The following is a 24756-nucleotide window of genomic DNA, read 5'->3' on the forward strand; positions in this document are numbered from 1 at the left end:
TCTCCGCCCCCCGCTGCTTCGAGATCGAAGCCCGCCTGCGCGAAGCCCTCGACATCCCCGTCTTCCACGACGACCAGCACGGCACCGCCATCGTCGTCCTCGCCGCCCTCACCAACGCCCTGCGCGTGGTGGAGAAGTCCATCGGCGACGTACGCGTCGTCATGTCCGGCGCCGGCGCCGCCGGAACCGCCATCCTCAAGCTCCTCATCGCCGCCGGCGTCAAGCACGCCGTCGTCGCCGACATCCACGGCGTCGTCCACGCCGCACGCCCCGACCTCGTCGACGCCGGCCCCGAAACCGCCCTGCGCTGGATCGCCGACAACACCAACCCCGAAGGCATCACCGGCACCCTCAAGGAAGCCGTCCGCGACGCCGACGTCTTCATCGGCGTCTCCGCCCCCAACGTCCTCAGCGGCCAGGACGTCGCCGCGATGGCCGACGGCGCGATCGTCTTCGCCCTCGCCAACCCCGACCCCGAGGTCGACCCCGGCATCGCCCGCCAGACCGCCGCCGTCGTCGCCACCGGCCGCTCCGACTTCCCCAACCAGATCAACAACGTCCTGGTCTTCCCCGGAGTCTTCCGCGGCCTCCTCGACGCCCAGTCCCGCACCGTCAACACCGACATGATGCTCGCCGCCGCCCGCGCCCTCGCCAACGTCGTCGCCGAAGACGAACTCAACGCGAACTACATCATCCCCAGCGTCTTCAACGACAAGGTCGCGGGTGCCGTCGCGGGTGCCGTCCGGGAGGCCGCGAAGGCCGCCGGCACGGCTGTGACGGGCACCACGACCGTCTGACGACGGCGCGTCGCGGGCCTCGGGGCCCGCGACCTGCCCATAAGGTGTCGGGCAGAAATCAGCCGCGGAAATGCGGCTGTATCCGAGGCTGTGCCGCTTTCCGTGTGACTCTCCAGGGTGCCGGATTGGCTTTCCCGCCACTGGTGGGGGCAGGATGCGTAACCGGGCGCGAGGGTCTGGCAACAGACCCGGGTCCGGGGACTGTCCGAGGGCCCTGGCAGCATCGGCTTCGATCTCACGCCTCATTGGCAAGAAGAACACGGGAGTACAACATGAACCGCAGTGAGCTGGTGGCCGCGCTGGCCGACCGCGCCGAGGTGACCCGCAAGGACGCCGACGCCGTCCTGGCCGCGCTCGCCGAGACCGTCGGCGAGATCGTCGCCAAGGGCGACGAGAAGGTCACCATCCCCGGCTTCCTGACCTTCGAGCGCACCCACCGTGCCGCTCGCACCGCTCGTAACCCGCAGACGGGCGAGCCGATCCAGATCGCCGCCGGTTACAGCGTGAAGGTCTCCGCGGGCTCCAAGCTCAAGGAAGCCGCCAAGGGCAAGTAAGTCCCTCAGCGCGAAAGGGCGGCCACCCCACGGGGGTGGCCGCCCTTTTGGCGTGCCACGGCCTGGACATGGCCCATGACGGGCCTGTAAGGGCCCGTAGACGCGCGAAAGCGCCCGCACCGACCTCCGTGGTCGGTACAGGCGCTTACGGGCCGTCAGGGCCGCGCCAGAGCTTCGCAGCTCAGAGCCGTCGTGGCCTCAGGCGCGGCCGCGGACCGGCCGCGGACCGGACAGGGTCGCGGCTCAGGCTTCCGCGCCGCCCGGCAGCTCGACGTTCGCACCGAGCTCCTTGAGCTTCTCCATGAAGTTCTCGTAGCCGCGGTTGATCAGGTCGATGCCGTGCACCCGGGACGTGCCCTGGGCGGCCAGGGCCGCGATCAGGTACGAGAAGCCGCCGCGGAGGTCGGGGATGACCAGGTCGGCGCCCTGGAGCTTGGTCGGGCCGGAGACGACCGCCGAGTGCAGGAAGTTGCGCTGGCCGAAGCGGCAGGCCGAGCCGCCCAGGCACTCGCGGTAGAGCTGGATGTGCGCGCCCATCTGGTTGAGCGCGGAGGTGAAGCCGAGCCGGGACTCGTACACCGTCTCGTGGACGATCGACAGGCCCGAGGCCTGCGTCAGGGCCACGACCAGCGGCTGCTGCCAGTCCGTCTGGAAGCCGGGGTGGACGTCGGTCTCCAGCGCGATGGCGTTGAGCGAGCCGCCCGGGTGCCAGAAGCGGATGCCCTCGTCGTCGACCTCGAAGGCGCCGCCGACCTTGCGGTAGGTGTTGAGGAAGGTCATCATCGACCGCTGCTGGGCGCCGCGGACGTAGATGTTGCCCTCGGTGGCCAGCGCCGCGGACGCCCAGGAGGCCGCCTCCAGGCGGTCCGGCAGGGCGCGGTGGTTGTAGCCCGTGAGGGAGTCCACACCGGTGATCCGGATGGTGCGGTCGGTGTCCATGGAGATGATCGCGCCCATCTTCTGCAGTACGCAGATGAGGTCCTCGATCTCCGGCTCGACGGCCGCGTTGGACAGCTCCGTGACGCCCTCCGCCAGGACGGCGGTCAGCAGCACCTGCTCGGTCGAGCCGACCGAGGGGTAGGGCAGGCGGATCTTGCAGCCGCGCAGTCGCTGCGGGGCCTCCAGGTACTGGCCGCCCTCGCGCTTCTCGATGGTCGCGCCGAACTGGCGGAGCACCTCGAAGTGGAAGTCGATCGGCCGGCCGCCGATGTCGCAGCCGCCCAGGCCCGGGATGAACGCGTGGCCCAGCCGGTGCAGCAGCGGGCCGCAGAACAGGATCGGGATGCGCGAGGAGCCGGCGTGCGCGTCGATGTCGGCGACGTTGGCGCTCTCCACATGGGAGGGGTCCATGATCAGCTCGCCGGGCTCGTCGCCCGGGCGGACCGTCACACCGTGCAGCTGGAGCAGACCGCGGACCACCCGCACGTCGCGGATGTCGGGGACATTGCGCAGCCGGCTCGGTCCGCTGCCGAGCAGCGCGGCGACCATGGCCTTCGGCACGAGGTTCTTCGCGCCGCGGACACGGATCTCGCCCTCGAGCGGGGTGCCGCCGTGGACAAGCAGTACATCGTCAGGGCCGGTCATGGATCTCGCGTTCCTGGAGTTGGGCAGGGGGGCAAGAAGAAAGGGTAATGCGACCGGAGGGCCCTCCTGTGTGCGTAAGGGGGCTACGGGTATGTCATGGCTTCGCAACAACACGCTGCGTTAATGGAATGGTCGCTACCGGTTATCTCCGTGGCCTCGCTTTCCCCTTTCCCGGTACCCCCTGCCCCGTTTCCGGGGTCCCATGTCCCGCCGGAGTGGTCGTCCACCCTCCGCAACGGCCCGAAATGCGGGATCATGTGCCCATGTCCGAGGTGTCCTCGCTCACAGGACGGCTGCTTGTCGCGACACCGGCGCTCGCTGACCCGAACTTCGACCGTGCGGTGGTGCTGCTTCTCGACCACGACGAGGAGGGCTCCCTCGGCGTGATCCTCAACCGCCCGACGCCGGTCGGGGTGGCCGACATCCTGGAGTCGTGGGCGTCCCTCACGGGCGAGCCGGGTGTGGTCTTCCAGGGCGGCCCGGTCTCGCTGGACTCCGCGCTGGGCGTCGGAGTGGTGCCGGGGGAGGCCCATGACAAGGGGGCGAAGGGGGAGAAGGGCGCCACCACCGGGGACGGCCCGCTCGGCTGGCGCCGGGTGCACGGCGCCATCGGCCTCGTCGACCTGGAGGCCCCGCCGGAGCTGCTCGCCGCCGCCCTGGGCTCGCTGCGGATCTTCGCCGGGTACGCCGGCTGGGGACCCGGCCAGCTGGAGGAGGAGCTGGTCGAGGGCGCCTGGTACGTCGTGGAGTCCGAGCCGGGCGACGTCTCCTCGCCCGAGCCCGGACAGCTGTGGCGGGCGGTGCTCCGGCGCCAGCGCAACGAGCTGGCGATGGTCGCCACCTACCCGGACGACCCGAGCCTGAACTGAGCGCGTGGCCCCGGCCCGGACGCCGCCCGCCCGCACCCCGGCGGCCCGGCCGGCGGCGGCTCCCGCGACGGGCGGTGACAGGCGTGCCCGGGGAACGGTCCCAGGCCCCGCCCCCCAGTACTCTTGGAAACCATGAGCACTCTTGAGCCCGAGCGCGGGGCAGGGACCGGCACCCTCGTAGAGCCGACGCCGCAGGTGTCGCACGGCGACGGCGACCACGAGCGCTACGCCCATTACGTCCAGAAGGACAAGATCATGGAGAGCGCCCTCTCCGGATCGCCGGTGGTCGCCCTGTGCGGCAAGGTCTGGGTCCCCGGACGTGACCCGAAGAAGTACCCGGTCTGTCCCATGTGCAAGGAGATCTTCGACGGCATGGGCGCCGGCGGGGACAAGGATAAGGGCGGCAAGGGCGGCGACAAGAAGTAACCGGAGTTCTTCCCGGGCCTCCCTGCCCGGGCCCGTCCGGGCCCGTCCGGGCCATTTCCCCAGGATTCCCACGGCCCCCGGAGCGCGAGACCGCGCTCCGGGGGCCGTTTGCTCTTGTCCGGCGGGCCGGGCGCCCCTAGCCTCCTCTCAGTTGTGCACTGCGAAACGTGTGTTGCGCATACTGCAACGCCTTTGACGTGGGAGGGGAGCCCATGGCGTCGCTGTCACCACCACCCGCCCCGAGACCCGGCCGGGGGACCGCCCGAACGACCCGGCCGCCCCGTACGGGCCGGGCCGCGCGGGCGCTCGGCCTCGTGGTCGCCGCGCTCACCGCGGCGGCCGCCTGCGCGCCCTCGACCGCCGTGCCCGGTGGCCGGGGCGACAAGGCCACCGGCACCCTGCGGGTCTGGCTCTTCCGTGAGGTCGACAACGCCCCCAAGGCCGCCGTCGTCGACCGGGCCGTCGCCGCGTTCACCAAGGACCGTCCCGGGGTGCGGATCGACGTCGCCTACATCCCGGTCGAGACCCGGGCCCAGCGCGTCAAGGCCGCCTTCAACGACCCGCGCAGCGCCCCCGACCTCATCGAGTACGGCAACACCGACACCGCCGGCTATGTGCGGGACGGCGGCCTGGCCGACGTCACGGCCGAGACCGCCGCCTGGGACGAGGCGAAGGACACCGACCCCGCGGCCCGCCGGTCGGTGACCGTGGACGGCAAGGCGTACGGGGCGCCCCTGTTCGTGGGCGTCCGGGCGCTGTACTACCGCACCGACGTCTTCGCGGAACTCGGCCTGCGCCCGCCGCGCACCCTGGACGAGCTGGCCGCCACCGCCCGCCGCGTCCACCGGGAGCGGCCCGGGCTCTACGGGCTCGCCGTCGGCGGCGCGTACACCTACGGCGCGCTGCCGTTCCTCTGGGCGCACGGCGGCGGCGTCGCGGAGAAGAAGGGCCGCGGCTACGTCTCCACGCTCACGGACGGGCGGACGAAGAAGGGCATCGCCGCCTGGACGGGCCTCTTCGGCGACCACAACTGCCCGCCGAGCAGCTGTGCGCAGATGGGCGGCAACGCCACGGTCGAGTCCTTCGCCTCCGGAAAGGCGGCCATGGCCATCGGGGGCGACTTCAACCATCGTGCCGTGGAGAACGGCAAGGTGAAGGGGGCCTACGCGGTCGTACCGCTGCCCGGCGTGGCGGAGGGCGATATCGCCCCGGCCTTCGCCGGCGGGAACAACCTGGGCGTCCTCAAGAGCAGTTCCCACCGCACCCTCGCCGTGGACCTGATGAAGACGCTGGCCGGGAAGCGATCCCAGGCCGACCTCTTCGACGCCATGGGCTTCCTGCCCACTTTCACCGACGTCCGCGCCGCCGCGGCCCGCCGGCAGCCCTTCGTCCGGCCCTTCGTGGACACGCTCGACGCCGGTGCCCGGTCCGTCCCCCCGACGCCCGGCTGGGCCGCCGTCGACGCCGGGCAGGTGCTGCCCGTCATGTTCCAGGAGATCGTCAGCGGCCGCCGGAGCCTGGACGCCGCCGCGGCGGGCGCCGCCAAGAAGATGAACGCGGCGTTCCGGAAATGACGGCCGCCGACACCCGCACCCACCCTCGTGGCCGCCGCACCGGCGCCTGGACGCCCTGGCTCTATCTCGCCCCCGCGCTCGTCCTCATCGGCGGCCTGCTGGTCTACCCCCTCTACCAGCTCGGCCTCATCTCCTTCCTCGAATACACCCAGGCCCAGGTCAGCGGCGGCGAACCCACCTCCTTCCAGGGGCTGGGCAACTACACCGAGCTCTTCCGGGACCCCCAGTTCCGGCAGGTCCTCCTCGCGACGGTCGTCTTCGCCGCCGCCTGTGTCCTCGCCACGCTCGCCGTCGGCTGCGCGCTGGCCGTCCTCCTCACCCGCGTACGGGCCCTGCCGCGGCTCGCGCTGATGCTCGCCGCCCTCGGCGCCTGGGCCACCCCGGCCGTCACCGGCTCCACGGTGTGGCTCTTCCTCTTCGACCCCGACCTGGGGCCGGTCGACGCGGCCCTGAGCGCGCTCGGCCTCTCCGGCTTCGAGGGCCACTCCTGGACGTACGACCGCTACAGCGCCTTCGGGCTCGTCCTCCTCGAAGTGGTCTGGTGCTCGTTCCCCTTCGTGATGGTGACCGTCTACGCCGGCATCCGGGCCATCCCCACCGAGGTGCTGGAGGCGGCGGCCCTCGACGGCGCCTCGCAGTGGCGGATCTGGCGCGGGGTCATGGCACCGATGCTCCGGCCGATCCTCGTCGTCGTCACCGTCCAGTCCGTCATCTGGGACTTCAAGGTCTTCACCCAGATCTATGTGATGACCAACGGCGGCGGCATCGCCGGACAGAACCTCACGCTCAACGTCTACGCCTACCAGAAGGCCTTCGCGTCCTCGCAGTACAGCCTCGGCTCGGCCATCGGCGTGGTCATGCTGCTGATCCTGCTGGCCGTCACCCTCGGCTACCTGAGGCTGCTGCGCCGTCAGGGGGAGGAGATATGACCGCCCTCCGGATTCGCCGTCCGTGGCGGCTCGCCGCGGAGGCCGCGGCCCTGCTGGTGGCCGCTGTGGTGGCCTTCCCGCTGTACTGGATGGTCCTCGCCGCCTTCAAGCCCGCGGACGAGGTGCGGTCGGCCGAGCCGCGCCCATGGACCCTGCGGCCTTCCCTCGACGCCTTCCGGCGCGTCTTCGAGCAGCAGGACTTCGGCCGTTACTTCCTCAACAGCCTGCTCGTCGCGGGGGCCGTGGTCCTCGCCTCCGGGCTCGTCGCCTTCCTCGCCGCCACCGCCGTGACCCGATTCCGGTTCCGTTTCCGGACGACGCTGCTGGTGATGTTCCTGGTGGCCCAGATGGTGCCGGTCGAGGCGCTCACCATCCCGCTGTTCTTCCTGATGCGGGACGTGGGCGACGCGGTGCCCGGCGTCGGGCTCAACACCCTCGGCTCGCTGGTCCTGCCGCACCTCGCCTTCTCGCTGCCCTTCGCGATCTGGATGCTGCGCGGCTTCGTCCGGGCCGTGCCCGAGGCGCTGGAGGAGGCCGCGTACCTCGACGGGGCGAGCCGCGCGCGCTTCCTGTGGCAGATCCTCTTCCCGCTCGTGCTCCCGGGCCTGATGGCGACGAGCGTCTTCTCCTTCATCTCGACCTGGAACGACTTCCTCTTCGCGAAGTCCTTCATCATCAGCGCCACGGAGAACTCCACCCTGCCGATGGCGCTCCTCGTCTTCTTCAAGGACGAGGGCAACGACTGGGGCGGCATCATGGCGGCGTCGACCGTCATGACGGTGCCCGTGCTGGTCTTCTTCGTACTCGTACAGCGGAGGCTCGTGTCGGGCCTCGGCGGAGCGGTCAAGGACTGAGGACATGAGTGACTTCGGCAAGGACACGGGCAAGGACGCCGGTACGGACCCGACCGGCACGAACCTGATCCCGGAGCCCCGGAGCGTCAGGGCCGTACCCGGGGAGACGGGCCACGTCCTCCGCGAGGACACGGGGCTGGACGCGCGGCCCGGCACCGAGCACGTCGCGCGCTGGCTGCGCGCGACCGTCGGCGCCGCCACCGGCCTGCCGCTGGCGCCGCACCGCGGCGGCCGGAGCCGGGTCCTGCTGCGGATCCTGCCCGGGCTCGGCGAGGGCGAGGGCGACGGGCACGGCCCGGAGGCGTACCGCCTGACCGTCGACGGCCGGCACGTCGAGATCGCCGGCGCGAGCGCGGCCGGTGTGTTCCGGGGCGCGCAGACCTTCCGTCAGCTGCTCGGCCCGGCCGCCTTCCGGCGGGCGTCGGTCACGGGGAAGCGGGAGTGGGAGCTGCCTCCCGTGGTCGTCGAGGACGCGCCCCGGTTCGGCTGGCGCGGCGTCCTCCTCGACGTCGCCCGCCACTTCACGCCCAAGGACGGGGTGCTGCGCTTCCTCGACCTGCTCGCCGCGCACAAGCTCAACGTCCTCCACCTCCACCTGACGGACGACCAGGGCTGGCGCCTGGAGATCGACCGCTACCCGAGGCTGACGGAGGTCGGCGCCTGGCGGGCGCGGACCAAGCTCGGCCACCGGGCGTCACCGCTGTGGGACGAGCGCCCGCACGGCGGCTTCTACACGAAGGACGACATCCGCGAGATCGTCGCGTACGCCGCCGAACGGCACATCACCGTCGTCCCCGAGATCGACGTCCCGGGCCACTCGCAGGCCGCCATCGCCGCGTACCCCGAACTGGGCAACACCGACGTCGTCGACACCGCCGCGCTGTCCGTCTGGGACACCTGGGGCGTCAGCCCGAACGTCCTCGCCCCCACCGACCGCACCCTCGCCTTCTACGAGGACGTCCTCACCGAGGTCCTCGAACTCTTCCCCTCGCCCTTCGTCCACCTCGGCGGCGACGAGTGCCCCAAGGACCAGTGGAAGGCGTCCCCGGCCGCCCGCGCCCGGATCGAGACGGAGGGGCTGGGCGACGAGGACGGGCTTCAGAGCTGGTTCATCCGGCACTTCGACCGGTGGCTCGCCGAGCGGGGCCGGCGGCTGGTCGGCTGGGACGAGATCCTGGAAGGGGGCCTGGCGCCCGGCGCGACGGTCTCCTCGTGGCGCGGCTACGCGGGCGGCGTCGCCGCCGCGAAGGCCGGGCACGACGTGGTGATGTGCCCCGAGCAGCGGGTCTACCTCGACCACCGGCAGGCCGACGGGCCCGACGAGCCGGTACCGATCGGCTACGTCCGCACCCTGGAGGACGTCTACCGCTTCGAGCCCGTACCGCCCGAGCTCACCGGGGAGGCGGCCGCCCGCGTCCTCGGCGCCCAGGCCAACCTCTGGACCGAGGTGACGGAGACCCAGCAGCGCGTCGACTACCAGGCGTTCCCCCGCCTGGCCGCCTTCGCCGAGGCCGTCTGGTCCGCGCTGCCCGCGCCCGCGGAGCGCGACTACCGCGGCTTCGAGCGCCGGATGACGGCCCATTACGCCCGCCTGGACGCCCTCGGCGTCGACTACCGGCCACCCGGCGGCCCCCGCCCCTGGCAGCGCCGGCCCGGCCTCCTCGGACGCCCGATCGACGGCGCGCCCCCGATCGTGTGAGCCGTGCCGAACCGCCCCGTCCGCGCGCCGGCCCCCTGGCACGGTGGGTCCTCCACACACACCGTAAGTCGTACAAGGGCCCCTGATAGTCCCCTAATCATGGCAATCCGTACAGAGTGGCAACACTGCTGAAAAGCGGACCATTCGCCAGGCCGGGGACGGACCGGCGGTTCGTGGACCCTCGCGACGGCGGACTCGGAAGATGTGCCAGAGTTGCCACGTCCGGGCCGACAGCACGTACCGTACGGCGGGATCAGGCGGAACAGTCGGGACCACCGGGGAAGGGGCAGCTGGGTTGACCACGCACGCACCGCAGGCGGCGCACACGGTGACGTTGCCGGGCTCGCTCGACGAGGCCGTGGCGGCACTCTCCGCCATGCCCGCCGCCGTGCCCGTCGCGGGTGGCACGGATCTGATGGCCGCCGTCAACTCGGGGCTGCTCCGGCCCGCCGCCCTCGTCGGCCTCGGCCGCATCAACGAGATCCGCGGCTGGCAGTACCAGGACGGCCACGCCCTGCTCGGCGCCGGACTCACCCACGCCCGGATGGGCCGGCCGGACTTCGCCGCGCTCATCCCGGCGCTCGCGGCCGCCGCCCGCACGGCCGGACCGCCCCAGATCCGCAACGCCGGCACCCTCGGCGGCAACATCGCCTCCGCCGCCCCCACGGGCGACGCGCTGCCCGTGCTGGCCGCGCTGGAGGCCACCCTGATCATCGCGGGCCCCGGCGGCGGCCGCCGCGAGATCCCCGTCGGGCACCTGCTGACCGGCTTCGACATGCTGCGCCCCGGCGAGCTGATCGGCTACGTCCGGGTGCCGCTGCTGCACGCCCCGCAGACCTTCCTCAAGGCCACCGGCCGTACGGGCCCGGGGCGCGCCGTCGCCTCCGTGGCCGTCGTCCTCGACCCGGCCCGGCGCAACGTCCGGTGCGCGGTGGGCGCGGTCGCGCCCATGCCGCTGCGCCCGCTCGACGCCGAGGGCTGGGTCGCCTCGCTCATCGACTGGGACGGCGAGCGCACCCTCGCGCCCGAGGCCTGCGCGGCCTTCGGCGACTATGTGGCCGCCGCCTGCATTCCCGACCCCGCGCCCGCCCCCCTCGACGGTGGCGAGCCGGGCACCCTGCCGCCCGCGGCGCTGCACCTGCGGCGTACGGTGGCGACTCTGGCCCGCCGAGCACTGGGGAGGGCACTCGCGTGAGTGACGAACAGCAGCGACACGCCCAGGCCGCCGGACCCGGCGGCTGGCAGCCGATCCCGCGCGGCGGGGAGTTCGACGAGGGCACCACCTTCCTGCAACTGCCGCCGGAGCTCCTCGCCCACCCCGGCGCGGGGCTGTCCGGCGCCGGCGGCTGGGACCCCCTCGCCGCCACCGGCGGAGGCGGCTACACCCCGCCCGTCGGCGAGCCCTGGCAGCAGCCCCAGGCGCCCGTACAGCGGCACCCGGAGCAGCCGGAGGCGCAGCGGCCCGGCGGGGAGCACCCGGAGCCGCAGGGCGCCCCTGAGCCCGTCCAGGAGTGGACGGGGGAGTGGAGCGCACCGGCCTCCGCGCCCTACGAGCACCCGCACACCCCCGGCGAGGGCACCGGCGCGGACCCGCACGCCACGGCGGAGTGGGCGATGCCGTTCGCCGACGGCGGCGCGCACGGCCCGCACACGGCGGACCCGGGGCTGAGCCAGGGTCAGGGCCAGGCCCACGACCCGGGCCGGACCTTCGGGCAGCAGGCCCCGGCGCACGACTACGGGCAGGTCCCGGGCCACGCGCACTGGACCGTGCCGGCCGCCGGGGACGACCCGGTGGACGAGTCCGGCGAGTACCTGCTGCACGGCCGCACCGCCCCGCGGCCGCACGTGGACCCGCACCTCCACGGCGACCCGCACGGCACCGGCCACCACCCGCACCCGGACCCGCACGGCACCGACGGCCACGGCACGCACTGGACGGCCCCCGCGCCGGTGCTCGGCGGCGCTCCCGGCGCCTGGGAACAGCAGGTGGCGGCCGCGCCCATGACCGCGTCCGTGGGCGGCCCCCTGGGCGCCGCGCCGGGTGGCGACACCGGCGCGAGCGGCCAGTGGTCGATCCCCGCCGCGTCCGGCGACACGCCGGAGCGGTCCGGGGAGTACCCCCTGGACGCCTTTGCGGATGCGGTGCCCGGCCCGGTCCCGGGCCCGCCCGCAGCCATGGCCGCAGCCTTCCCCTCCGCTTCCGTCCCGCCCGCCGAACCGGCCGCCGGACCGGTTCCGGACGGCTCCGCGCACCCGACCGGTGTCACTGGTACGGGCGATCATCCGACCAACGTGTGGACGTCGTCCGGCCCGGTGCCCACCGCCGAGCCCGAGCCCGTGGCGGCCCGCCCCGAGCCCGTACCGCCCGCCAAGCCCGAGCCGGTGGCCGAGGCCCCGGCCGCCGGGGAGCAGGCCGCCGACGGGCCGGAGCCGGTGGCCGACGCCGCGCCGCCGGAAGCCCCCGCGCGCGAGCTGCCGGAGAGCCCGGCGGACGCGCACCTGCCGGGGAACCCGGCGGACACGCACCAGGAGCAGTCGGCGGCGGCCGACCCGGCGCAGACCCCCGAGGCGGCCGCGGAGCCCGCGCACCCGGGCGCCGACGCCTTCCCGGCGCCCGATGCCTTCCCGGCGCCCGACGCGGGCCTCGACGCGGGCCTCTCCAGGGACCTCGACGCGGGCCTCGAACCCGCCCACGGCCCGGCTCCGGAGACGGCCCCCGAGGACGTCCCCGCCCCGCAGCCCCCGCATACGGAGCACCCCTGCGCCTCGTACGTCCTGCGGGTCAACGGCACCGACCGGCCCGTGACCGACGCCTGGATCGGCGAGTCGCTGCTCTACGTCCTGCGCGAGCGCCTCGGCCTCGCCGGGGCCAAGGACGGCTGCTCGCAGGGCGAGTGCGGAGCCTGCTCCGTCCAGGTCGACGGCCGGCTCGTCGCCTCCTGCCTGGTGCCCGCGGCGACCGCCGCCGGTGCCGAGGTGCGCACGGTCGAGGGGCTCGCCACCGGCGGCCGGCCCTCGGACGTGCAGCGGGCGCTCGCCGACTGCGGGGCCGTGCAGTGCGGATTCTGTGTGCCGGGCATGGCCATGACCATGCACGACCTGCTCGAGGGCAACCACGCCCCCACCGAGCTGGAGACCCGCCAGGCCATCTGCGGCAACCTCTGCCGCTGCTCCGGCTACCGGGGCGTGCTCGACGCGGTGCGCCAGGTCGTCGAGGAGCGCGCGGAGTCGGCGGCGGCACAGGAAGAGACGCAGCCGGACGCGGACCAGGCACGCATCCCGCACCAGGCGGGCCCGCACGGCGGCGGAAGCGGAAGGGCGATGGAATGACGGGAACGGGCGGCATGGGCGGCATGACGGGAACGGCGGGCGCGGCGGACGGCGCCGTCACCACGGCCCCCGTCACCTCGCCGGCCCTCGCCGGCGCCGCCGAGCCGCCGCCGCACGGCCTCGGCGTGTCCCTCCCCGCCGCCGACGCGGCCGCCAAGACCCAGGGCATCTACCCCTACGCGGCGGACCTGTGGGCCGAGGGGCTGCTGTGGGCCGCGGTGCTGCGCTCGCCGCACCCCCACGCCCGCATCCTCTCCATCGACACCACCGAGGCCGCCCGGATGCCGGGCGTCCGGGCCGTCGTCACCCACGCCGACGTCCCCGGCGACACCGCGCACGGCCGCCGCATCGCCGACCGGCCCGTCTTCGCCTCGGAGATCGTGCGCCACCACGGCGAGCCGATCGCCGCCGTCGCCGCCGACCACCCCGACACCGCCCGGCTCGCCGCCGCGGCCATCGCCGTCGAGTACGAGCTCCTGGACCCGGTCACCGACCCCGAGCAGGCGTTCTCCGCCGAGCCGCTGCACCCCGACGGCAACCTGATCCGCCACATCCCGCTGCGCTTCGGCGACCCCGAGGCGACCGGTGAGGTCGTCGTCGAGGGCCTCTACCGCATCGGCCGCCAGGACCCCGCGCCCATCGGCGCCGAGGCGGGCCTCGCCGTGCCCCGCCCCGACGGCGGCGTGGAGATCTACACCGCCTCCACCGACCCGCACGCCGACCGCGATCTGGCCGCCGCCTGCTTCGGCCTGGCCCCGGAGCGCGTCAAGGTCGTCGTCACGGGCGTCCCCGGCGCGATGGGCGACCGCGAGGACCCGGGCATGCAGCTGCCGCTCGGCCTGCTGGCCCTGCGCACCGGCCACCCGGTCAAGCTCGCCGCGACCCGCGAGGAGTCCTTCCTCAGCCACCCGCACCGCCACCCCACGCTGCTCCGCTACCGCCACCACGCGGACGCCGAGGGCAAGCTGGTGAAGGTCGAGGCGCAGATCCTGCTGGACGCCGGCGCGTACGCGGACTCCTCGGCCGAGGCCCTGGCCGCGGCCGTCTCCTTCGCCTGCGGCCCGTACGTCGTCCCGCACGCCTTCGTCGAGGGCTGGGCGGTCCGTACGAACAACCCGCCCTCCGGCCACGTCCGCGGCGAGGGCGCCATGCAGGTGTGCGCCGCCTACGAGGGCCAGATGGACAAGCTCGCCGCCCGGCTCGGCATGGACCCCGCCGAGCTGCGGCTGCGCAACGTCATGGCCACGGGCGACCTGCTGCCCACCGGTCAGACGGTCACCTGCCCGGCCCCCGTGGCCGAACTCCTTCGCGCAGTCCGCGACGAGCCGCTGCCCGCGCTCCCGCAGGACGACCCCGACCAGGACTGGCTGCTGCCCGGCGGCCCGGACGGCGCCGGTGAGCCCGGCGCGGTCCGGCGCGGCGTCGGCTACGGCCTCGGCATGATCCACATGCTGGGCGCGGAGGGCGCGGACGAGGTGTCCACGGCCACGGTCAAGGTCACGGGCTCGGTCGCCACCGTCATCTGCGCGGCCGTCGAGACCGGCCAGGGCTTCACCACCCTCGCCCGGCAGATCGTCCAGGACGTCCTCGGCCTCGAAGAGGTCCACGTCGCCCCCGTCGACACCGACCAGCCCCCCTCCGGCCCCGGCGCGCGCAGCCGCCACACCTGGGTCTCGGGCGGCGCGGTGGAACGGGCGGCCCGCATGGTGCGCACCCAGCTCCTCCAGCCCCTGGCCGCCCAGTTCGGGATGTCCACGGAGCTGCTGACCATCGCGGACGGCAAGATCACCTCGTACGACGGCGTGCTGAGCACGACGGTGGGCGAGGCCCTGGACGGCAAGGAACTCTGGGCCACCGCCCAGTGCCGCCCCCACCCGACCGAGCCCCTGGACGAGACCGGCCAGGGCGACGCCTTCGTCGGCCTCGCCTTCTGCGCCGTCCGCGCGGTCGTCGACGTCGACGTCGAGCTGGGCTCGGTGCGCGTGGTGGAGATGGCCGTCGCCCAGGACGTGGGCCGGGTCCTCAACCCGGCACAGGCCCGGGCCCGCATCGAGGCCGGCATCACCCAGGGCGTCGGCGCGGCCCTCACCGAGAACCTCCGCACCTCCGCCGGCCAGGTCCGCCGCCCCGACCTCACGGGCTACGCCCTGCCGACGGCGCTGGACACCCCCGACATCCGCATCGTCAAGCTGGTCGAGGAACGCGACGTCGTCGCCCCCTTCGGCGCCAAGGCCATCAGCGCCGTCCCGGTCGTCACCTCCCCGGCGGCGGTCGCCTCCGCCGTCCGCGCCGCGACGGGCCGCCCGGTCAACCGCCTGCCGATCCGCCCGCAGGCGGCGGTGGTGACGGCGGGCTGAGTAGCCGTACTTATGTGCCTGTCACCGCTCGGTATTAGTGTGTAGCGTGAAGTCACCTGCGACGGCGGGTGAATGGGGGAAGGCAGAAAGCGGACGTGGCCGAGCACGCGAAGCCCGGGGCACCGGGGGACGAGCCGAAGGGCGGCCTGGCCGCCGAGTTGGCCTCCCTCAAGAAGTTCAAGGGCCGGATCGACGACCTCTTGACAACGCTGGGGGAGTCGGACGGCGCACCGACGAAGGTCGCCGACACGGGCCTGTCCGAGGCCGCCCTCGGCAAGAATTTCAACGCGGCCGGGGCGCTCTACAAGGTCTACCACGACGTCCAGAGCGACCTCGCGACGCTCGCCAAACTGTTGAACGACCAGATCGACGCCTTGAGTTCGGCGGTACTGGACGCGCACGGCGGCTACGCCAACACGGACGCTGAGGAGCGCGACAAGCTCTGGGCGATCCACGACCGGATGCAGCGTCAGTACGACCCGAAGCTGGATCCGCACGGCCCGGCGGAGCACCAGAACACGTCGCGTACGGGGGAACGTACGCCGCTCACCCCGCCCGGCCAGCCGCACGGCAAGACCCGGGCTTAGACGACGAGGAAAGGACGCACCATGGCAGACCGCGCACCGGCCCCGAAGAGTGCCAAAGACCCTCGTCACGCGCAGGCGTACACCGAGCAGGACTTCTTCACCATCCCGCACGAGAAGCTCCAGGCGATGGTGGAGCATGCCGACTGCAAGCGGGTCGAAGAGATCGCCAAGAGGCTGGGGAGCGCGAGCAAGGCCATCAAAGACCTCGGCGACGACCTCAAGGAGCACGTGGACGGCGTCGTCTGGGCCGGCCCCGCCGGCGATGCCTTCCGTAAGTGGGGCGTCTCCATGAGCAATGAGGCGGGGCGACTCGGCGAATACGCCGAGACAGCCGGTACGTGGATGACGCACGCGGCTGCTGATCTGCTCAAGGCGACGAAGATGCCGAAGTACTCGGCGGCCGACAAGGCTCTTGTCGATTCCTGGGTCAAGGCGCACCCCTATGTCTTCGGCGGGGTGCCCAACCCTCTGATCAACCTCGTGGACAAGGGGCTCAAGCTGGGTGGCCCGGACCAGAAGGCCGCCTATGACGCGCAGAAGCGGTTGAGCGAGGCCCATCACGACGCCGCCGGCCGGATGAAGGCGTTGGCGGAGTCGTACCAGCACACGGGTACGCAGATCATGATGGTGAAGAGGCCGAACTTCCCGCCCATGCCGGACGCGGTGATGCCGTCCCGGCGGGACCAGTACGACTCGGAGGACGTCGATCTGCCGGGCGGTGGCGGTGGGGGGTATTCGGGCGGCGGCCCCTCGGGGGCGGGCCCTTCGGGCTACGGCCCCGGAGGATCGGCCGGCGGTGGCCCCGGGCTTCCGGGTTCGCCCGGATACGACGAACGTCCGCGCAGCCGTCCGGACCTGGACCTCTCCGGTGGCGTCGACACAACTCCCCGGACGCGGGTCCCCCTGCCGGACAGGCCCCCGGTCACCCCGCCGGACACCGGCAGGCCGCACATTCCCGGGCCGCTTCCGCCCGTGCCGAACTGGCCGGGTCCCGACCGCCGTCCCGGACCGGGCCCGCGACCGGACGGCCGGCTCCCCGACCAGGGGCGGCGACCGGCGCCGAGAACCCCTGGCCCGGGCCTGCCGGGGCCGGGCCCCGTGCCGCGCCCGGACACCCGTCTGCCCCAGCCCGCACCCGGCCCTACGCCTCGGCCGGGCGGCAGGCTGCCGAACCCGCCTCACGACGGGATCATCGGCGGGCAGCCCGCGCCGCGCGGCGGTACGTCCGGGCCCACGCAGAACCCCGGCCGGAGCAACGTCTTCGGCGCGGAGCCGACGCAGCGGCAGGGGCAGACCCGGCCGCCCATGAGCGGACCCGTCGGCGCGGGCGGGGGCTTCCCCGGTGTGTCCGGCCCTCCGGCGAGCCGTCCGGGTACCGGCGCGGGGCGCCACATGGCCACCGACCCCGGCGGGATCGTCGGAGGACGGCCGGGGCAGCGCCCCGGTGGTGGGGGCACCCCCTTCACCCCGGGCGGCACGGGCCTGGTCCGTGGTCCGGGCGAGGGCACCGGCACCACGACGGCCAGGAACGGCATGCCCGCCGGCATGATGCCCGGCGCGGGCCTTGGCGGCGCCACGCCGGAGCGGCGGGGCGGCGGTGGCCGACGGCCCGACTACCTGGTCGAGGACGAGGAGACCTGGGCACAGAGCAAGCCCGTCGTGCCCCCGGTCATCGAGTAGAGGACATCCACATGCGCAGTGCTCGTGCCGTACGCGGGACATGGGCGGGAACGGCCGCCGCCGTTCTCGCCTCGCTGGTCGTTGCCTCGGCCACGCCCGCGCACGCCGACACCATCCGCTCCCGCCAATGGCATCTGGACGTCATGCACGCGGAAGAGATGTGGGAGACGAGCACAGGCGCCGGAGTCACGGTGGCGGTCATCGACTCCGGCGTGGACGCGAGCCTGCCCGATCTGCGGGGGCAGGTGCTCGAAGGGAAGAACTTCTCGGGTGAGCCGGGCGACGCGCACACCGATTCCCGAGGCCATGGCACCGGTGTTTCCGCTTTGATCGCGGGAACGGGAAAGAGGGGCGGTGACACAGGGGCCTATGGCCTCGCCCCTGGGGTGAAGATCCTCCCGCTCCGGGTGGGGGGCAAGGACTTCGAGGCGGACTCCAAGTCGTCGGCCGATGCCATTCGGTATGCGGCGGAGTCGGACGCCAGGATCATCAACATCTCGCGGGGAAGTCCAGGCCGGAGCACATTGGAGGAGGAAGCCATCTCCTATGCCCTGAGCAAGGGGAAGCTGATCTTCGCCTCGGTCGGCAACACGGGCGACAAGAGCAATGTGGTGGGCTACCCGGCCGCCTATCCCGGCGTCATCGGTGTGGCGGCGTTCGATCAGGAGGGCAATTCCGCGACGTGGTCGCAGCGCGGCTCCCAGGTCGATCTGGCTGCTCCGGGCGTGGAGATCATCGGCGCCTGCGCCGGCCGCACCGGTGTCTGCCGCACCAACGGAACCAGTGACGCGGCCGCCCTCGCCTCCGCGTCCGCCGCTCTCATCTGGTCCGTCCATCCCACCTGGACCGCGAACCAGGTCACCCGTGTCCTCGTCAACACCGCCGGCGGCACCACCACCAGTGCCAAGCGCGACGACTACGTCGGCTACGGCGCCGTCCGGCCTCGCATCGCCCTCAAGGACCCGGGTGACCCCGGCCCTGCCGATGTGAACCCCCTGCCGGGCCCGGACGCTTCCACTCCTTCGAAGCCGGAGGACTCCAAGACCAAAGCCGACGGTCTTCCGAAGGACAAGCAGCCCGAAGCCGCCGCCGAAAGTGACGACGGCACCCCCGCCTCCTGGATCGCCATAGGCGCCGGAGCCGCCCTCGTCATCGCGGCGGCCGTCACCGTTCCGATCGTCCTCGCCCGGCGGCGCAAAGCGGCGGGCGGGTCCTGAGGAACGGTCCGGGGCCCGTTCCCGTCGCAGATCCCCCAAGGGGTGAATAGGCTGGTGACAGGGGTCGAAAATGGTTCGATCCGAGGAGCTTCCCATGAGGAAGAACAGAAACCGCGCCTGGCGCGCGACGGGGATCGTCACCGCACTCGCCACGGCCGCCGCGATCGCTTCCGTCGCCCCGGTCCAGGCCCAGACGCAGTCCCAGCCCCAGGCCCGGGTCACCGCCGAGCTGTCCGCCTGGATCAGCGACGGCTGGGGCGGTGGAACCGTCACCAGTCAGCCCGCCGGGATCAACTGCCACACGACGGCGTGGGACCCGTACGGGTCCGAAGACCCGCCGTGGAACCCTGAGGGCACCTGCACCGCGAGCTTCGAGGTCGGAACGGTGGTCACCTTCACCGCCACGGCCGACCCCGGGTCCTACGTCAACTTCGACCCGATTCCGAACCCCGTGACCATACGTGACGGTTACAACTTCACCTGGGCGATGTTCTGCCCGATCGACGGTCTCTGCTATCCGGGATAGGGATGGCGACCGCCTGGGTCGGTGCGTACTCAGAGGCCGTGACCGGAATCGAACCGGCGTAACTCGCTTTGCAGGCGAGTCCCTCAACCACTCGGGCACACGGCCATGTCGTGCCTTCCCCACCGACAGTAGGGCCCCTCCCGAGGGCGTTCAACGGGTCCCGCACGGCCGCCATACGACCGACATGCCGCGTTCACGCCCCGCCACTTGAGGGCGTCGAGGGTGTTCGCCCGCTCAGGAACTCCTCCACCAGCGGCCGGAACAGCTCCGGTTCGTCCACCCAGGGGTAGTGCCCGACCTCGTGCAGCGGCCTGAGGACGGCGTTCGGCAGTGAGGCCGCGACGAGTTCGCCCGCGCGCATGCCGGAGAGGGCGTCGCGGTCGCCCGTGACGACGAGGGCCGGGCACTCGACGTGGCGCAGGCGGTCGAGGAGGGCGAGCCGGGACGGTTCGTCGACGCCCTGCCAGAAGCCGGCGCGGGGGACCGGGCCTAGCTGGTCGGGTTCGGTGGCCGCGTGGGCCCGTTGGGGGGCGTCCCAGCGGCCGTAGGCCATGGGGGCCGCGCGGGCCAGGAGGGCGCGTACCTCCGTGAGGTCCGTGGTCGTGGGCAGGGTGTGGACGGCGACGTACGCGTCCACCCACCAGTCCTCCGTCGCCCGGGACTCGAAGATCTCCTCGGCGTCCGTGGGGAGTTCGCCCTGGAGGCGGGAGCCGGGGGTCACCAGCACCAGGTGGGACAGGTGATCGCCGTGCGCCGCCGCGTACGCCTGAGCCGTGGCGCACGCCGCGTCGTGCGCGAGGAGGGCGAAGCGCTCCAGGCCCAGGTGGCGGCGGAGTGCCTCCAGGTCCTCGGCGAGGGCGGGGAAGGCGTAGCCGGCCGGGTCCGGGGCCGGTGGGGAGGCGCCCGTGCCGCGGCTGTCCGGGACCACCAGGCGGTAGCGCGCGTCCAGGCCGCCGAGGTCGCTGAGGTACGCGGCGTCCCGGCCCGGCCCGCCGGCCAGGCAGATCAGAGGCGGTGCGTCCGGCGGCCCCGACTCCCGGTAGGCGAGCTCCGTCCCGTCGTACGAGGTGTAGTACGCGGGGTCACGCGGTGGGCGATCAGTCAAATTATGCGGCATATGTCCACCCTGCCCCAGAAATCCATTGATCCAGAAGCGACCCCCCGCCCTCTCCCCTCCTATCCCAAATTCCGCTTATGATTCCGGCGTGTTCGACTCGCGGCACATCAAGACGTTCCACGCGGTGGTCACGGCCGGCTCGTACTCGGCCGCCGCCCGCGCCCTCGGGTACACACAACCCGCGATCACCCAGCAGATGAAGGCCCTCGAACGCTCCGTGGGCACCCCGCTCTTCATCCGCGTCGGCCGCCGGATGCGGCTCACCGAGGCCGGTGAGGCGCTCGCCCGGCACGCGGAGACGATCCTGGACAGTCTCACCACCGCCCAGCAGCAGATGAGCTCCCTGACCAGGCTCCGCTCCGGCCGGGTCCGCGTCTGCGCCTTCCCGAGCGCGAGCGCCACCCTGATACCGGAGGCCCTGGCGGGCCTCGCCGCCGCCCACCCGGGCGTACGGGTCGAACTGCTGGAGGGCGAGCCCCCGGACTCCATACACCGCCTGGTGCGCGGCGAATGCGACATCACCCTCGCCTTCACCTACCCCGGCCTGCGCGAACAGGTCCCGGACGAGGTCGTCGAGACCAGGCTGATGGAGGATCAGCTCACCATCCTGATGCCCACCGGGCACCCCCTCGCCCGCCGCCGCGCCGTCCAGCTGGCCGACCTCACCGAGGAGCGCTGGATCGCGGGCTGTCTGCGCTGCCGCACCAACTTCCTGCACGAGTGCGCCGAGCTGGGCTTCGCGCCCGACATCGCCTTCACCACGGACGACAACCTCGTCGTACAGTCCCTCGTCGCCGAGGGGCTGGGCGTCGCGATGATGCCGGGGCTCGTGCTGTCCTTCCTCCGCCACGAGAAGATCACCGGCCGGGCGCTGGACCCCGCCATCCGCCGGCAGGTCTCCGCGTACGTCCTGCGTGAGCACCTCCGCGTGCCCGCCACGGCCCTCGTCCTCGACGAGCTGCGCGCCGTCGCCGCGCGGCGGGTGGGCTGCTGAACGGACGGGAGGCGACGGGACCGCAGGGGCGGGGGTCCGGGGCGCTTACGTGTATTTGCGGGCCCGAGGAGGGGGTTCCGGCGCGGTTCGGGGTTCCGGGCCCGTAAATATACGGCCCCGGACCCCCGCCCCGGAGGGCACGGCGCCGCACCCCGGACGGCGGGACTCGTACCCCCGGCGGTGTGGGCTCGCACCCCGGACGGCCTCACACCGCACCCCCGACAGCGCTCCCCCGAGCACCCACCCATAAGCCGGCGTTGGCATCCCGCCAACAAACTGTCGTTGGACTGATGGATCCGGCCACATCGACGCTGCTCGTATGACCACTCCCACCGCAGCCCCCACGACCGCGCGCCTCGGCCAGCTCGTCGACGACGTGCGCGAGGCCGTAGGCCGCGGCCTGCCGCCCGACACGACGGCATACCTCGTCGGCGAGCGGCTCGCCGCGCACCTCGGCGCCGCTGATCTCCTCACCCCGGAACAGACCGAAGGCGACCCCGACCGCTACCGGCAGCACATCCTGCACGCCGAGTCCGACGGCAGCTTCTCCGTCGTCGCCCTCGTCTGGATGCCCGGCCAGCAGACCAGCATCCACGACCATGTCTCCTGGTGCGTCACGGGAGTCCACCAGGGCACCGAGAGCGAGCGCCGCTACCGGCTCGTCCCCGACGGCACGACCGCCCGCCTCGTCGCCACCGAGGACGTCGTCAACCACCAGGGCGACGTCTGCGGCTTCGCGCCCCCCGGCGACATCCACCGTGTGCGCAACGCCTGTTCCACCACCGCCGTCTCCCTCCACATCTACGGCGCCGACATCGCCCGCCTCGGCTCCAGCGTCCGCCGCGTCTACGACCTCCCGGCCGACGAACTCTGATGGCCCTCCTCACCCCGCGGACCGGCACCCCCCGCCAGGACGCCCCCGCCGCCGGGCGCCGCCCCGGCCCCGGCAAGCTCCCCGGGCTCGCCATGGCCGCCGGCGGCGTCGCCGTCGCCTGGGCCGTCCACCGGCTCGTACCGGCCGTGCCGATGCTCACCGCCGCCGTCGTGCTCGGCATCGCCTCCGCCCACCTGCCCGGCGTACGGGCCGCGGTGCGCGGGGCGGCCCGGCCCGGCCTGACCCTGGCCGGCAAACGGCTCATGCGGATCGGCGTCGTCCTGCTCGGCCTCAAGCTCGGTCTCGACGACGTGCTCGGCCTCGGCTGGGCCACCGCCGCCATGGTGGTCGCCGTGGTCGCGGCCACCTTCTGGGGAACACTGTGGCTCGGGCGCCGGCTCGGTCTGCGCGGTGACCAGCCGCTGCTGATCGCCACCGGCTACTCCATCTGCGGCGCCTCCGCGATCGGCGCGGTCAGCGAGGTGTCGGGCAGCGACGAGGAGGACGTGGCCACGTCCGTGGCGCTGGTGACGCTCTGCGGCACCCTCGCCATCGCCGTCCTGCCGCTGCTGCACCACCCCCTCGGCCTCGACGATGCCCAGTTCGGCCGCTGGGTCGGCGCGGGCGTCCACGACGTCGGCCAGGTCGTGGCCACCGCGCAGACCGCCGGGCCGGCCGCGCTCACCGACGCCGTACTGGTCAAGCTGATGCGCGTGGCCCTGCTCGCCCCGCTCGTCGCGGCCGTCGCCGTCTCGGTGCGCAACCGCGGGAAGGGGCCGGTGAAGGCGTCCGGCAAGCGGCCTCCGCTCGTCCCGCTCTTCGTCCTCGGCTTCCTCGCCATGGTCGTCGTCCGCACCACGGGGTGGCTGCCGGGCGCCGCGCTCGACCTCGCCGGGCACGCACAGGAACTGCTGCTGGCCGCGGCCCTCTTCGGCCTGGGCAGCGCCGTCCACCTGCCGTCGCTGGCGCGGACGGGTGGGCGGGTGGCGGCGCTGGGGCTGTGCTCGTGGGTGGTGATCGCGGGGGCGTCGTACGGCGGGGTGTTGCTGACGACGTGATGTGACGTGGTGTGACGCCGCGTGACGCGACGTGATGCGTGACGTGATGCGTGACGTGATGCGGGGCGTACGCGTGCCCTGCGGGCGGCGTGTTCCCCAGCCCCGCCCCTTCCCGAACCGGGGGCAGGCCCCCCGGACCCCCTTTTCCGCGCTGACGCGCGGTGTCCTCAAACGCCGGACGGGCTGATTTCAGCCCGTCGGCCTAGGGCTCATGGATGATGAGATTCCGGTCGTTCGACAGGCGCCACGCACCCCCCTCCCTCCCTACCCTGACACCCATGACCGCTCCCGACGCCGACGACCTCGCCATACCCACTCCCGCCCCTGCCCCCGTCCCCGCCCCCGGCGACGGCGTCCTAGGCCGCCGCTACCGCGCCCTCACCCTCGGCATCATCTCCGTCGTCTCCCTCATCGCCTTCGAGGCCAGCGCGGTCAACACGGCGATGCCGGTGGCGGCCCGCGCGCTCGACGGGATCGAGCTGTACGCCTTCTCGTTCTCGGCCTTCTTCACGGCCAGCCTGTTCACCATGGCGTTCTCCGGCGAGTGGTGCGACCGGGCCGGGCCGCTCGCCCCCCTCTTCACCGGCATCGCCGCCTTCGGCACCGGCCTGGTCCTGGCGGGCTCCGCCCAGCAGATGTGGATGTTCGTGGCCGCGCGCGGCGTCCAGGGCATCGGCAGCGGACTGGTCATCGTCGCGCTCTACGTCGTCGTGGGCCGGGCCTACCCCGAACATCTGCGCCCGGCGGTGATGGCCTCCTTCTCGGCGGCCTGGGTGGTCCCCGTGATCGTCGGCCCGCTGGTGGCCGGCACCGTCACCGAGCAGCTCGGCTGGCGGTGGGTCTTCCTGGCCATCCCCGTGCTGATCCTGCTGCCGCTCGTGGTGATGCTGCCCGCGCTGCGCGCCCTCCCGCCGGCCGAGCGCCCCGGGACCATGGACGGCCGCCGCATCCTGCTGGCCCTCGCCGTCGCGGCGGGCGCGGGGCTGCTCCAGTACGCGGGGCAGGACATCGGCCCCGTCTCGCTGCTGCCCGCGGCCGCCGGACTCGCCCTCCTCGTCCCCTGCGTCCGGCTGCTGCTGCCCCGCGGCACCTTCCTCGCGGGCCGCGGCCTGCCCGCCGTCGTCCTGCTGCGCGGTCTCGCCCAGGGCTCCTTCCTGGCCGCCGAGAGCTTCGTCCCGCTGATGCTCGTCACCGAGCGCGGCCTCTCCGCCACGCTGGCCGGGCTCTCCCTCACCGGCGGCGGCCTGACCTGGGCCCTCGGCTCGTACACCCAGAGCCGCACCCGCGCCGAGCCGTACCGCGAGCGGCTGATGAGCCTCGGCATGGGGCTGATGGCGCTGGCCATCGCCCTGATGGCGACGGTCCTGGCCGACGGGGTCCCGGTGTGGACGGCCGCCCTGGCCTGGGTGGTCGGCGGCTACGGCATGGGCCTGACGATCTCCAGCGGCTCGGTGCTGCTGCTCAGGCTCTCCAAGCCCGGCGAGGAGGGCGCGAACTCGGCCTCCCTCCAGGTCTCCGACGCGCTCGGCAGCATCACCCTCGTCGGCCTCGCCGGTGTGCTCTTCGCCTCCTTCGGCGGCGGCTCGGCGACCGCCGGGGAGCACGGCGCGGCCGCCCCGCCGGCCGCCTTCGTCGCGGTCTTCGCCCTCGCGGCGGCGTTCGCGCTGGTGGGCGCGTACGTCGCCACGAGGCTCACACCGCGTGACGCCTGACCGGCCCGCCCGGCCGGC

At 73.3% G+C, this 24756-nt stretch carries 21 protein-coding genes and 1 tRNA gene; 19 read left to right on the plus strand and 3 right to left on the minus strand.

Translation table 11 applies throughout. The features are described 5' to 3' along the window. Together LUZ64_RS00150 and LUZ64_RS00155 are read left to right on the plus strand one after the other, a co-directional pair. Positions 1 to 797 (plus strand): NAD(P)-dependent malic enzyme (locus tag LUZ64_RS00150; protein WP_276522571.1); only part of this gene is annotated, 797 nt, incomplete at its 5' end. Between the two features lie 272 nt (positions 798 to 1069). Then, positions 1070 to 1351, plus strand: coding sequence for an HU family DNA-binding protein (locus LUZ64_RS00155; RefSeq protein WP_071961969.1), 282 nt, complete (start codon positions 1070 to 1072; stop codon positions 1349 to 1351). A 243-nt stretch (positions 1352 to 1594) separates the two neighbouring features. Here the strand turns inward: LUZ64_RS00155 and murA are convergent, their stop codons facing one another. Next, complete coding sequence (gene murA, locus LUZ64_RS00160; protein WP_095582694.1) at positions 1595 to 2935, minus strand: UDP-N-acetylglucosamine 1-carboxyvinyltransferase; 1341 nt, start codon at positions 2933 to 2935, stop codon at positions 1595 to 1597. A gap of 263 nt (positions 2936 to 3198) precedes the next feature. Between murA and LUZ64_RS00165 the strand changes: the two genes are divergently transcribed. The 13 genes from LUZ64_RS00165 to LUZ64_RS00230 all read left to right on the plus strand — a co-directional run bounded on the left by LUZ64_RS00165 (position 3199) and on the right by LUZ64_RS00230 (position 18983). Continuing rightward, positions 3199 to 3804, plus strand: a complete 606-nt coding sequence (locus LUZ64_RS00165) for a YqgE/AlgH family protein (RefSeq protein WP_095582693.1) — start codon at positions 3199 to 3201, stop codon at positions 3802 to 3804. A 132-nt stretch (positions 3805 to 3936) separates the two neighbouring features. Beyond that, a complete protein-coding gene (locus LUZ64_RS00170) occupies positions 3937 to 4230 on the plus strand; it encodes a DUF3039 domain-containing protein (protein ID WP_078660579.1) in 294 nt (97 codons plus the stop codon). A gap of 212 nt (positions 4231 to 4442) precedes the next feature. Further along, on the plus strand, positions 4443 to 5804 hold the full coding sequence (locus tag LUZ64_RS00175) for an extracellular solute-binding protein (protein ID WP_095582692.1): 1362 nt from the start codon (positions 4443 to 4445) through the stop codon (positions 5802 to 5804). Next, positions 5801 to 6733, plus strand: a complete 933-nt coding sequence (locus LUZ64_RS00180) for a carbohydrate ABC transporter permease (RefSeq protein WP_095582691.1) — start codon at positions 5801 to 5803, stop codon at positions 6731 to 6733. The genes LUZ64_RS00175 and LUZ64_RS00180 overlap by 4 nt, the downstream gene beginning before the upstream one ends. Next, a complete protein-coding gene (locus LUZ64_RS00185) occupies positions 6730 to 7587 on the plus strand; it encodes a carbohydrate ABC transporter permease (protein ID WP_095582690.1) in 858 nt (285 codons plus the stop codon). Before LUZ64_RS00180 ends, LUZ64_RS00185 begins: the two co-directional genes overlap by 4 nt. Positions 7588 to 7591: 4 nt before the next feature. Then, the gene (locus tag LUZ64_RS00190) at positions 7592 to 9286 is read left to right on the plus strand and encodes a beta-N-acetylhexosaminidase (RefSeq protein WP_095582689.1); all 1695 of its coding nucleotides are present in this window, start codon (positions 7592 to 7594) and stop codon (positions 9284 to 9286) included. Between the two features lie 295 nt (positions 9287 to 9581). Then, complete coding sequence (locus LUZ64_RS00195; RefSeq protein ID WP_095582688.1) at positions 9582 to 10481, plus strand: FAD binding domain-containing protein; 900 nt, start codon at positions 9582 to 9584, stop codon at positions 10479 to 10481. After that, positions 10478 to 12616: a (2Fe-2S)-binding protein gene (locus LUZ64_RS37425; protein WP_095582687.1), complete on the plus strand. Its 2139-nt coding sequence runs from the start codon at positions 10478 to 10480 to the stop codon at positions 12614 to 12616. The genes LUZ64_RS00195 and LUZ64_RS37425 overlap by 4 nt, the downstream gene beginning before the upstream one ends. A gap of 23 nt (positions 12617 to 12639) precedes the next feature. After that, on the plus strand, positions 12640 to 14973 hold the full coding sequence (locus tag LUZ64_RS00210; protein ID WP_095582695.1) for a xanthine dehydrogenase family protein molybdopterin-binding subunit: 2334 nt from the start codon (positions 12640 to 12642) through the stop codon (positions 14971 to 14973). Positions 14974 to 15068: 95 nt separating this feature from the next. After that, positions 15069 to 15560, plus strand: a complete 492-nt coding sequence (locus tag LUZ64_RS00215) for a DUF2563 family protein (protein WP_095582686.1) — start codon at positions 15069 to 15071, stop codon at positions 15558 to 15560. A gap of 21 nt (positions 15561 to 15581) precedes the next feature. Then, the gene (locus tag LUZ64_RS00220) at positions 15582 to 17240 is read left to right on the plus strand and encodes a WXG100 family type VII secretion target (RefSeq protein WP_095582685.1); all 1659 of its coding nucleotides are present in this window, start codon (positions 15582 to 15584) and stop codon (positions 17238 to 17240) included. A gap of 11 nt (positions 17241 to 17251) precedes the next feature. After that, complete coding sequence (gene mycP / locus LUZ64_RS00225; RefSeq protein WP_095582684.1) at positions 17252 to 18457, plus strand: type VII secretion-associated serine protease mycosin; 1206 nt, start codon at positions 17252 to 17254, stop codon at positions 18455 to 18457. 94 nt (positions 18458 to 18551) lie between these two features. Further along, positions 18552 to 18983, plus strand: coding sequence for a hypothetical protein (locus tag LUZ64_RS00230; RefSeq protein WP_095582683.1), 432 nt, complete (start codon positions 18552 to 18554; stop codon positions 18981 to 18983). A gap of 33 nt (positions 18984 to 19016) precedes the next feature. Here LUZ64_RS00230 and LUZ64_RS00235 read toward each other — a convergent pair. Beyond that, a tRNA-Cys gene (locus LUZ64_RS00235) sits at positions 19017 to 19088 on the minus strand. 88 nt (positions 19089 to 19176) lie between these two features. Then, positions 19177 to 20100 carry an alpha/beta fold hydrolase gene (locus LUZ64_RS00240; RefSeq protein ID WP_095582682.1) on the minus strand — a complete coding sequence of 308 codons (924 nt, stop codon included), beginning with the start codon at positions 20098 to 20100 and terminating at the stop codon, positions 19177 to 19179. A gap of 88 nt (positions 20101 to 20188) precedes the next feature. Between LUZ64_RS00240 and LUZ64_RS00245 the strand changes: the two genes are divergently transcribed. The 4 genes from LUZ64_RS00245 (at position 20189) to LUZ64_RS00260 (ending at position 24738) form a co-directional block, all read left to right on the plus strand. After that, a complete protein-coding gene (locus LUZ64_RS00245; protein ID WP_095582681.1) occupies positions 20189 to 21094 on the plus strand; it encodes a LysR family transcriptional regulator in 906 nt (301 codons plus the stop codon). Between the two features lie 319 nt (positions 21095 to 21413). After that, complete coding sequence (locus LUZ64_RS00250) at positions 21414 to 21968, plus strand: cysteine dioxygenase family protein (protein ID WP_095582680.1); 555 nt, start codon at positions 21414 to 21416, stop codon at positions 21966 to 21968. Next, complete coding sequence (locus LUZ64_RS00255; RefSeq protein WP_372472017.1) at positions 21968 to 23026, plus strand: YeiH family protein; 1059 nt, start codon at positions 21968 to 21970, stop codon at positions 23024 to 23026. The genes LUZ64_RS00250 and LUZ64_RS00255 overlap by 1 nt, the downstream gene beginning before the upstream one ends. A 278-nt stretch (positions 23027 to 23304) precedes the next feature. Next, positions 23305 to 24738, plus strand: coding sequence for an MFS transporter (locus tag LUZ64_RS00260; RefSeq protein WP_232390306.1), 1434 nt, complete (start codon positions 23305 to 23307; stop codon positions 24736 to 24738). Positions 24739 to 24756: the final 18 nt, after the last annotated feature.

The organism is Streptomyces albireticuli (genome assembly GCF_021228125.1).
Lineage (GTDB): Bacteria > Actinomycetota > Actinomycetes > Streptomycetales > Streptomycetaceae > Streptomyces > Streptomyces albireticuli.

Bases quoted from the DNA above. Each gene is read 5' to 3' on its own strand.
- LUZ64_RS00155 (WP_071961969.1), top strand. From the start codon at position 1,070: ATGAACCGCAGTGAGCTGGTGGCCGCGCTGGCCGACCGCGCCGAGGTG.
- murA (WP_095582694.1), bottom strand. From the start codon at position 2,935: ATGACCGGCCCTGACGATGTACTGCTTGTCCACGGCGGCACCCCGCTC.
- LUZ64_RS00165 (WP_095582693.1), top strand. From the start codon at position 3,199: ATGTCCGAGGTGTCCTCGCTCACAGGACGGCTGCTTGTCGCGACACCG.
- LUZ64_RS00170 (WP_078660579.1), top strand. From the start codon at position 3,937: ATGAGCACTCTTGAGCCCGAGCGCGGGGCAGGGACCGGCACCCTCGTA.
- LUZ64_RS00175 (WP_095582692.1), top strand. From the start codon at position 4,443: ATGGCGTCGCTGTCACCACCACCCGCCCCGAGACCCGGCCGGGGGACC.
- LUZ64_RS00180 (WP_095582691.1), top strand. From the start codon at position 5,801: ATGACGGCCGCCGACACCCGCACCCACCCTCGTGGCCGCCGCACCGGC.
- LUZ64_RS00185 (WP_095582690.1), top strand. From the start codon at position 6,730: ATGACCGCCCTCCGGATTCGCCGTCCGTGGCGGCTCGCCGCGGAGGCC.
- LUZ64_RS00190 (WP_095582689.1), top strand. From the start codon at position 7,592: ATGAGTGACTTCGGCAAGGACACGGGCAAGGACGCCGGTACGGACCCG.
- LUZ64_RS00210 (WP_095582695.1), top strand. From the start codon at position 12,640: ATGACGGGAACGGCGGGCGCGGCGGACGGCGCCGTCACCACGGCCCCC.
- LUZ64_RS00220 (WP_095582685.1), top strand. From the start codon at position 15,582: ATGGCAGACCGCGCACCGGCCCCGAAGAGTGCCAAAGACCCTCGTCAC.
- mycP (WP_095582684.1), top strand. From the start codon at position 17,252: ATGCGCAGTGCTCGTGCCGTACGCGGGACATGGGCGGGAACGGCCGCC.
- LUZ64_RS00230 (WP_095582683.1), top strand. From the start codon at position 18,552: ATGAGGAAGAACAGAAACCGCGCCTGGCGCGCGACGGGGATCGTCACC.
- LUZ64_RS00240 (WP_095582682.1), bottom strand. From the start codon at position 20,100: ATGCCGCATAATTTGACTGATCGCCCACCGCGTGACCCCGCGTACTAC.
- LUZ64_RS00250 (WP_095582680.1), top strand. From the start codon at position 21,414: ATGACCACTCCCACCGCAGCCCCCACGACCGCGCGCCTCGGCCAGCTC.
- LUZ64_RS00255 (WP_372472017.1), top strand. From the start codon at position 21,968: ATGGCCCTCCTCACCCCGCGGACCGGCACCCCCCGCCAGGACGCCCCC.
- LUZ64_RS00260 (WP_232390306.1), top strand. From the start codon at position 23,305: ATGACCGCTCCCGACGCCGACGACCTCGCCATACCCACTCCCGCCCCT.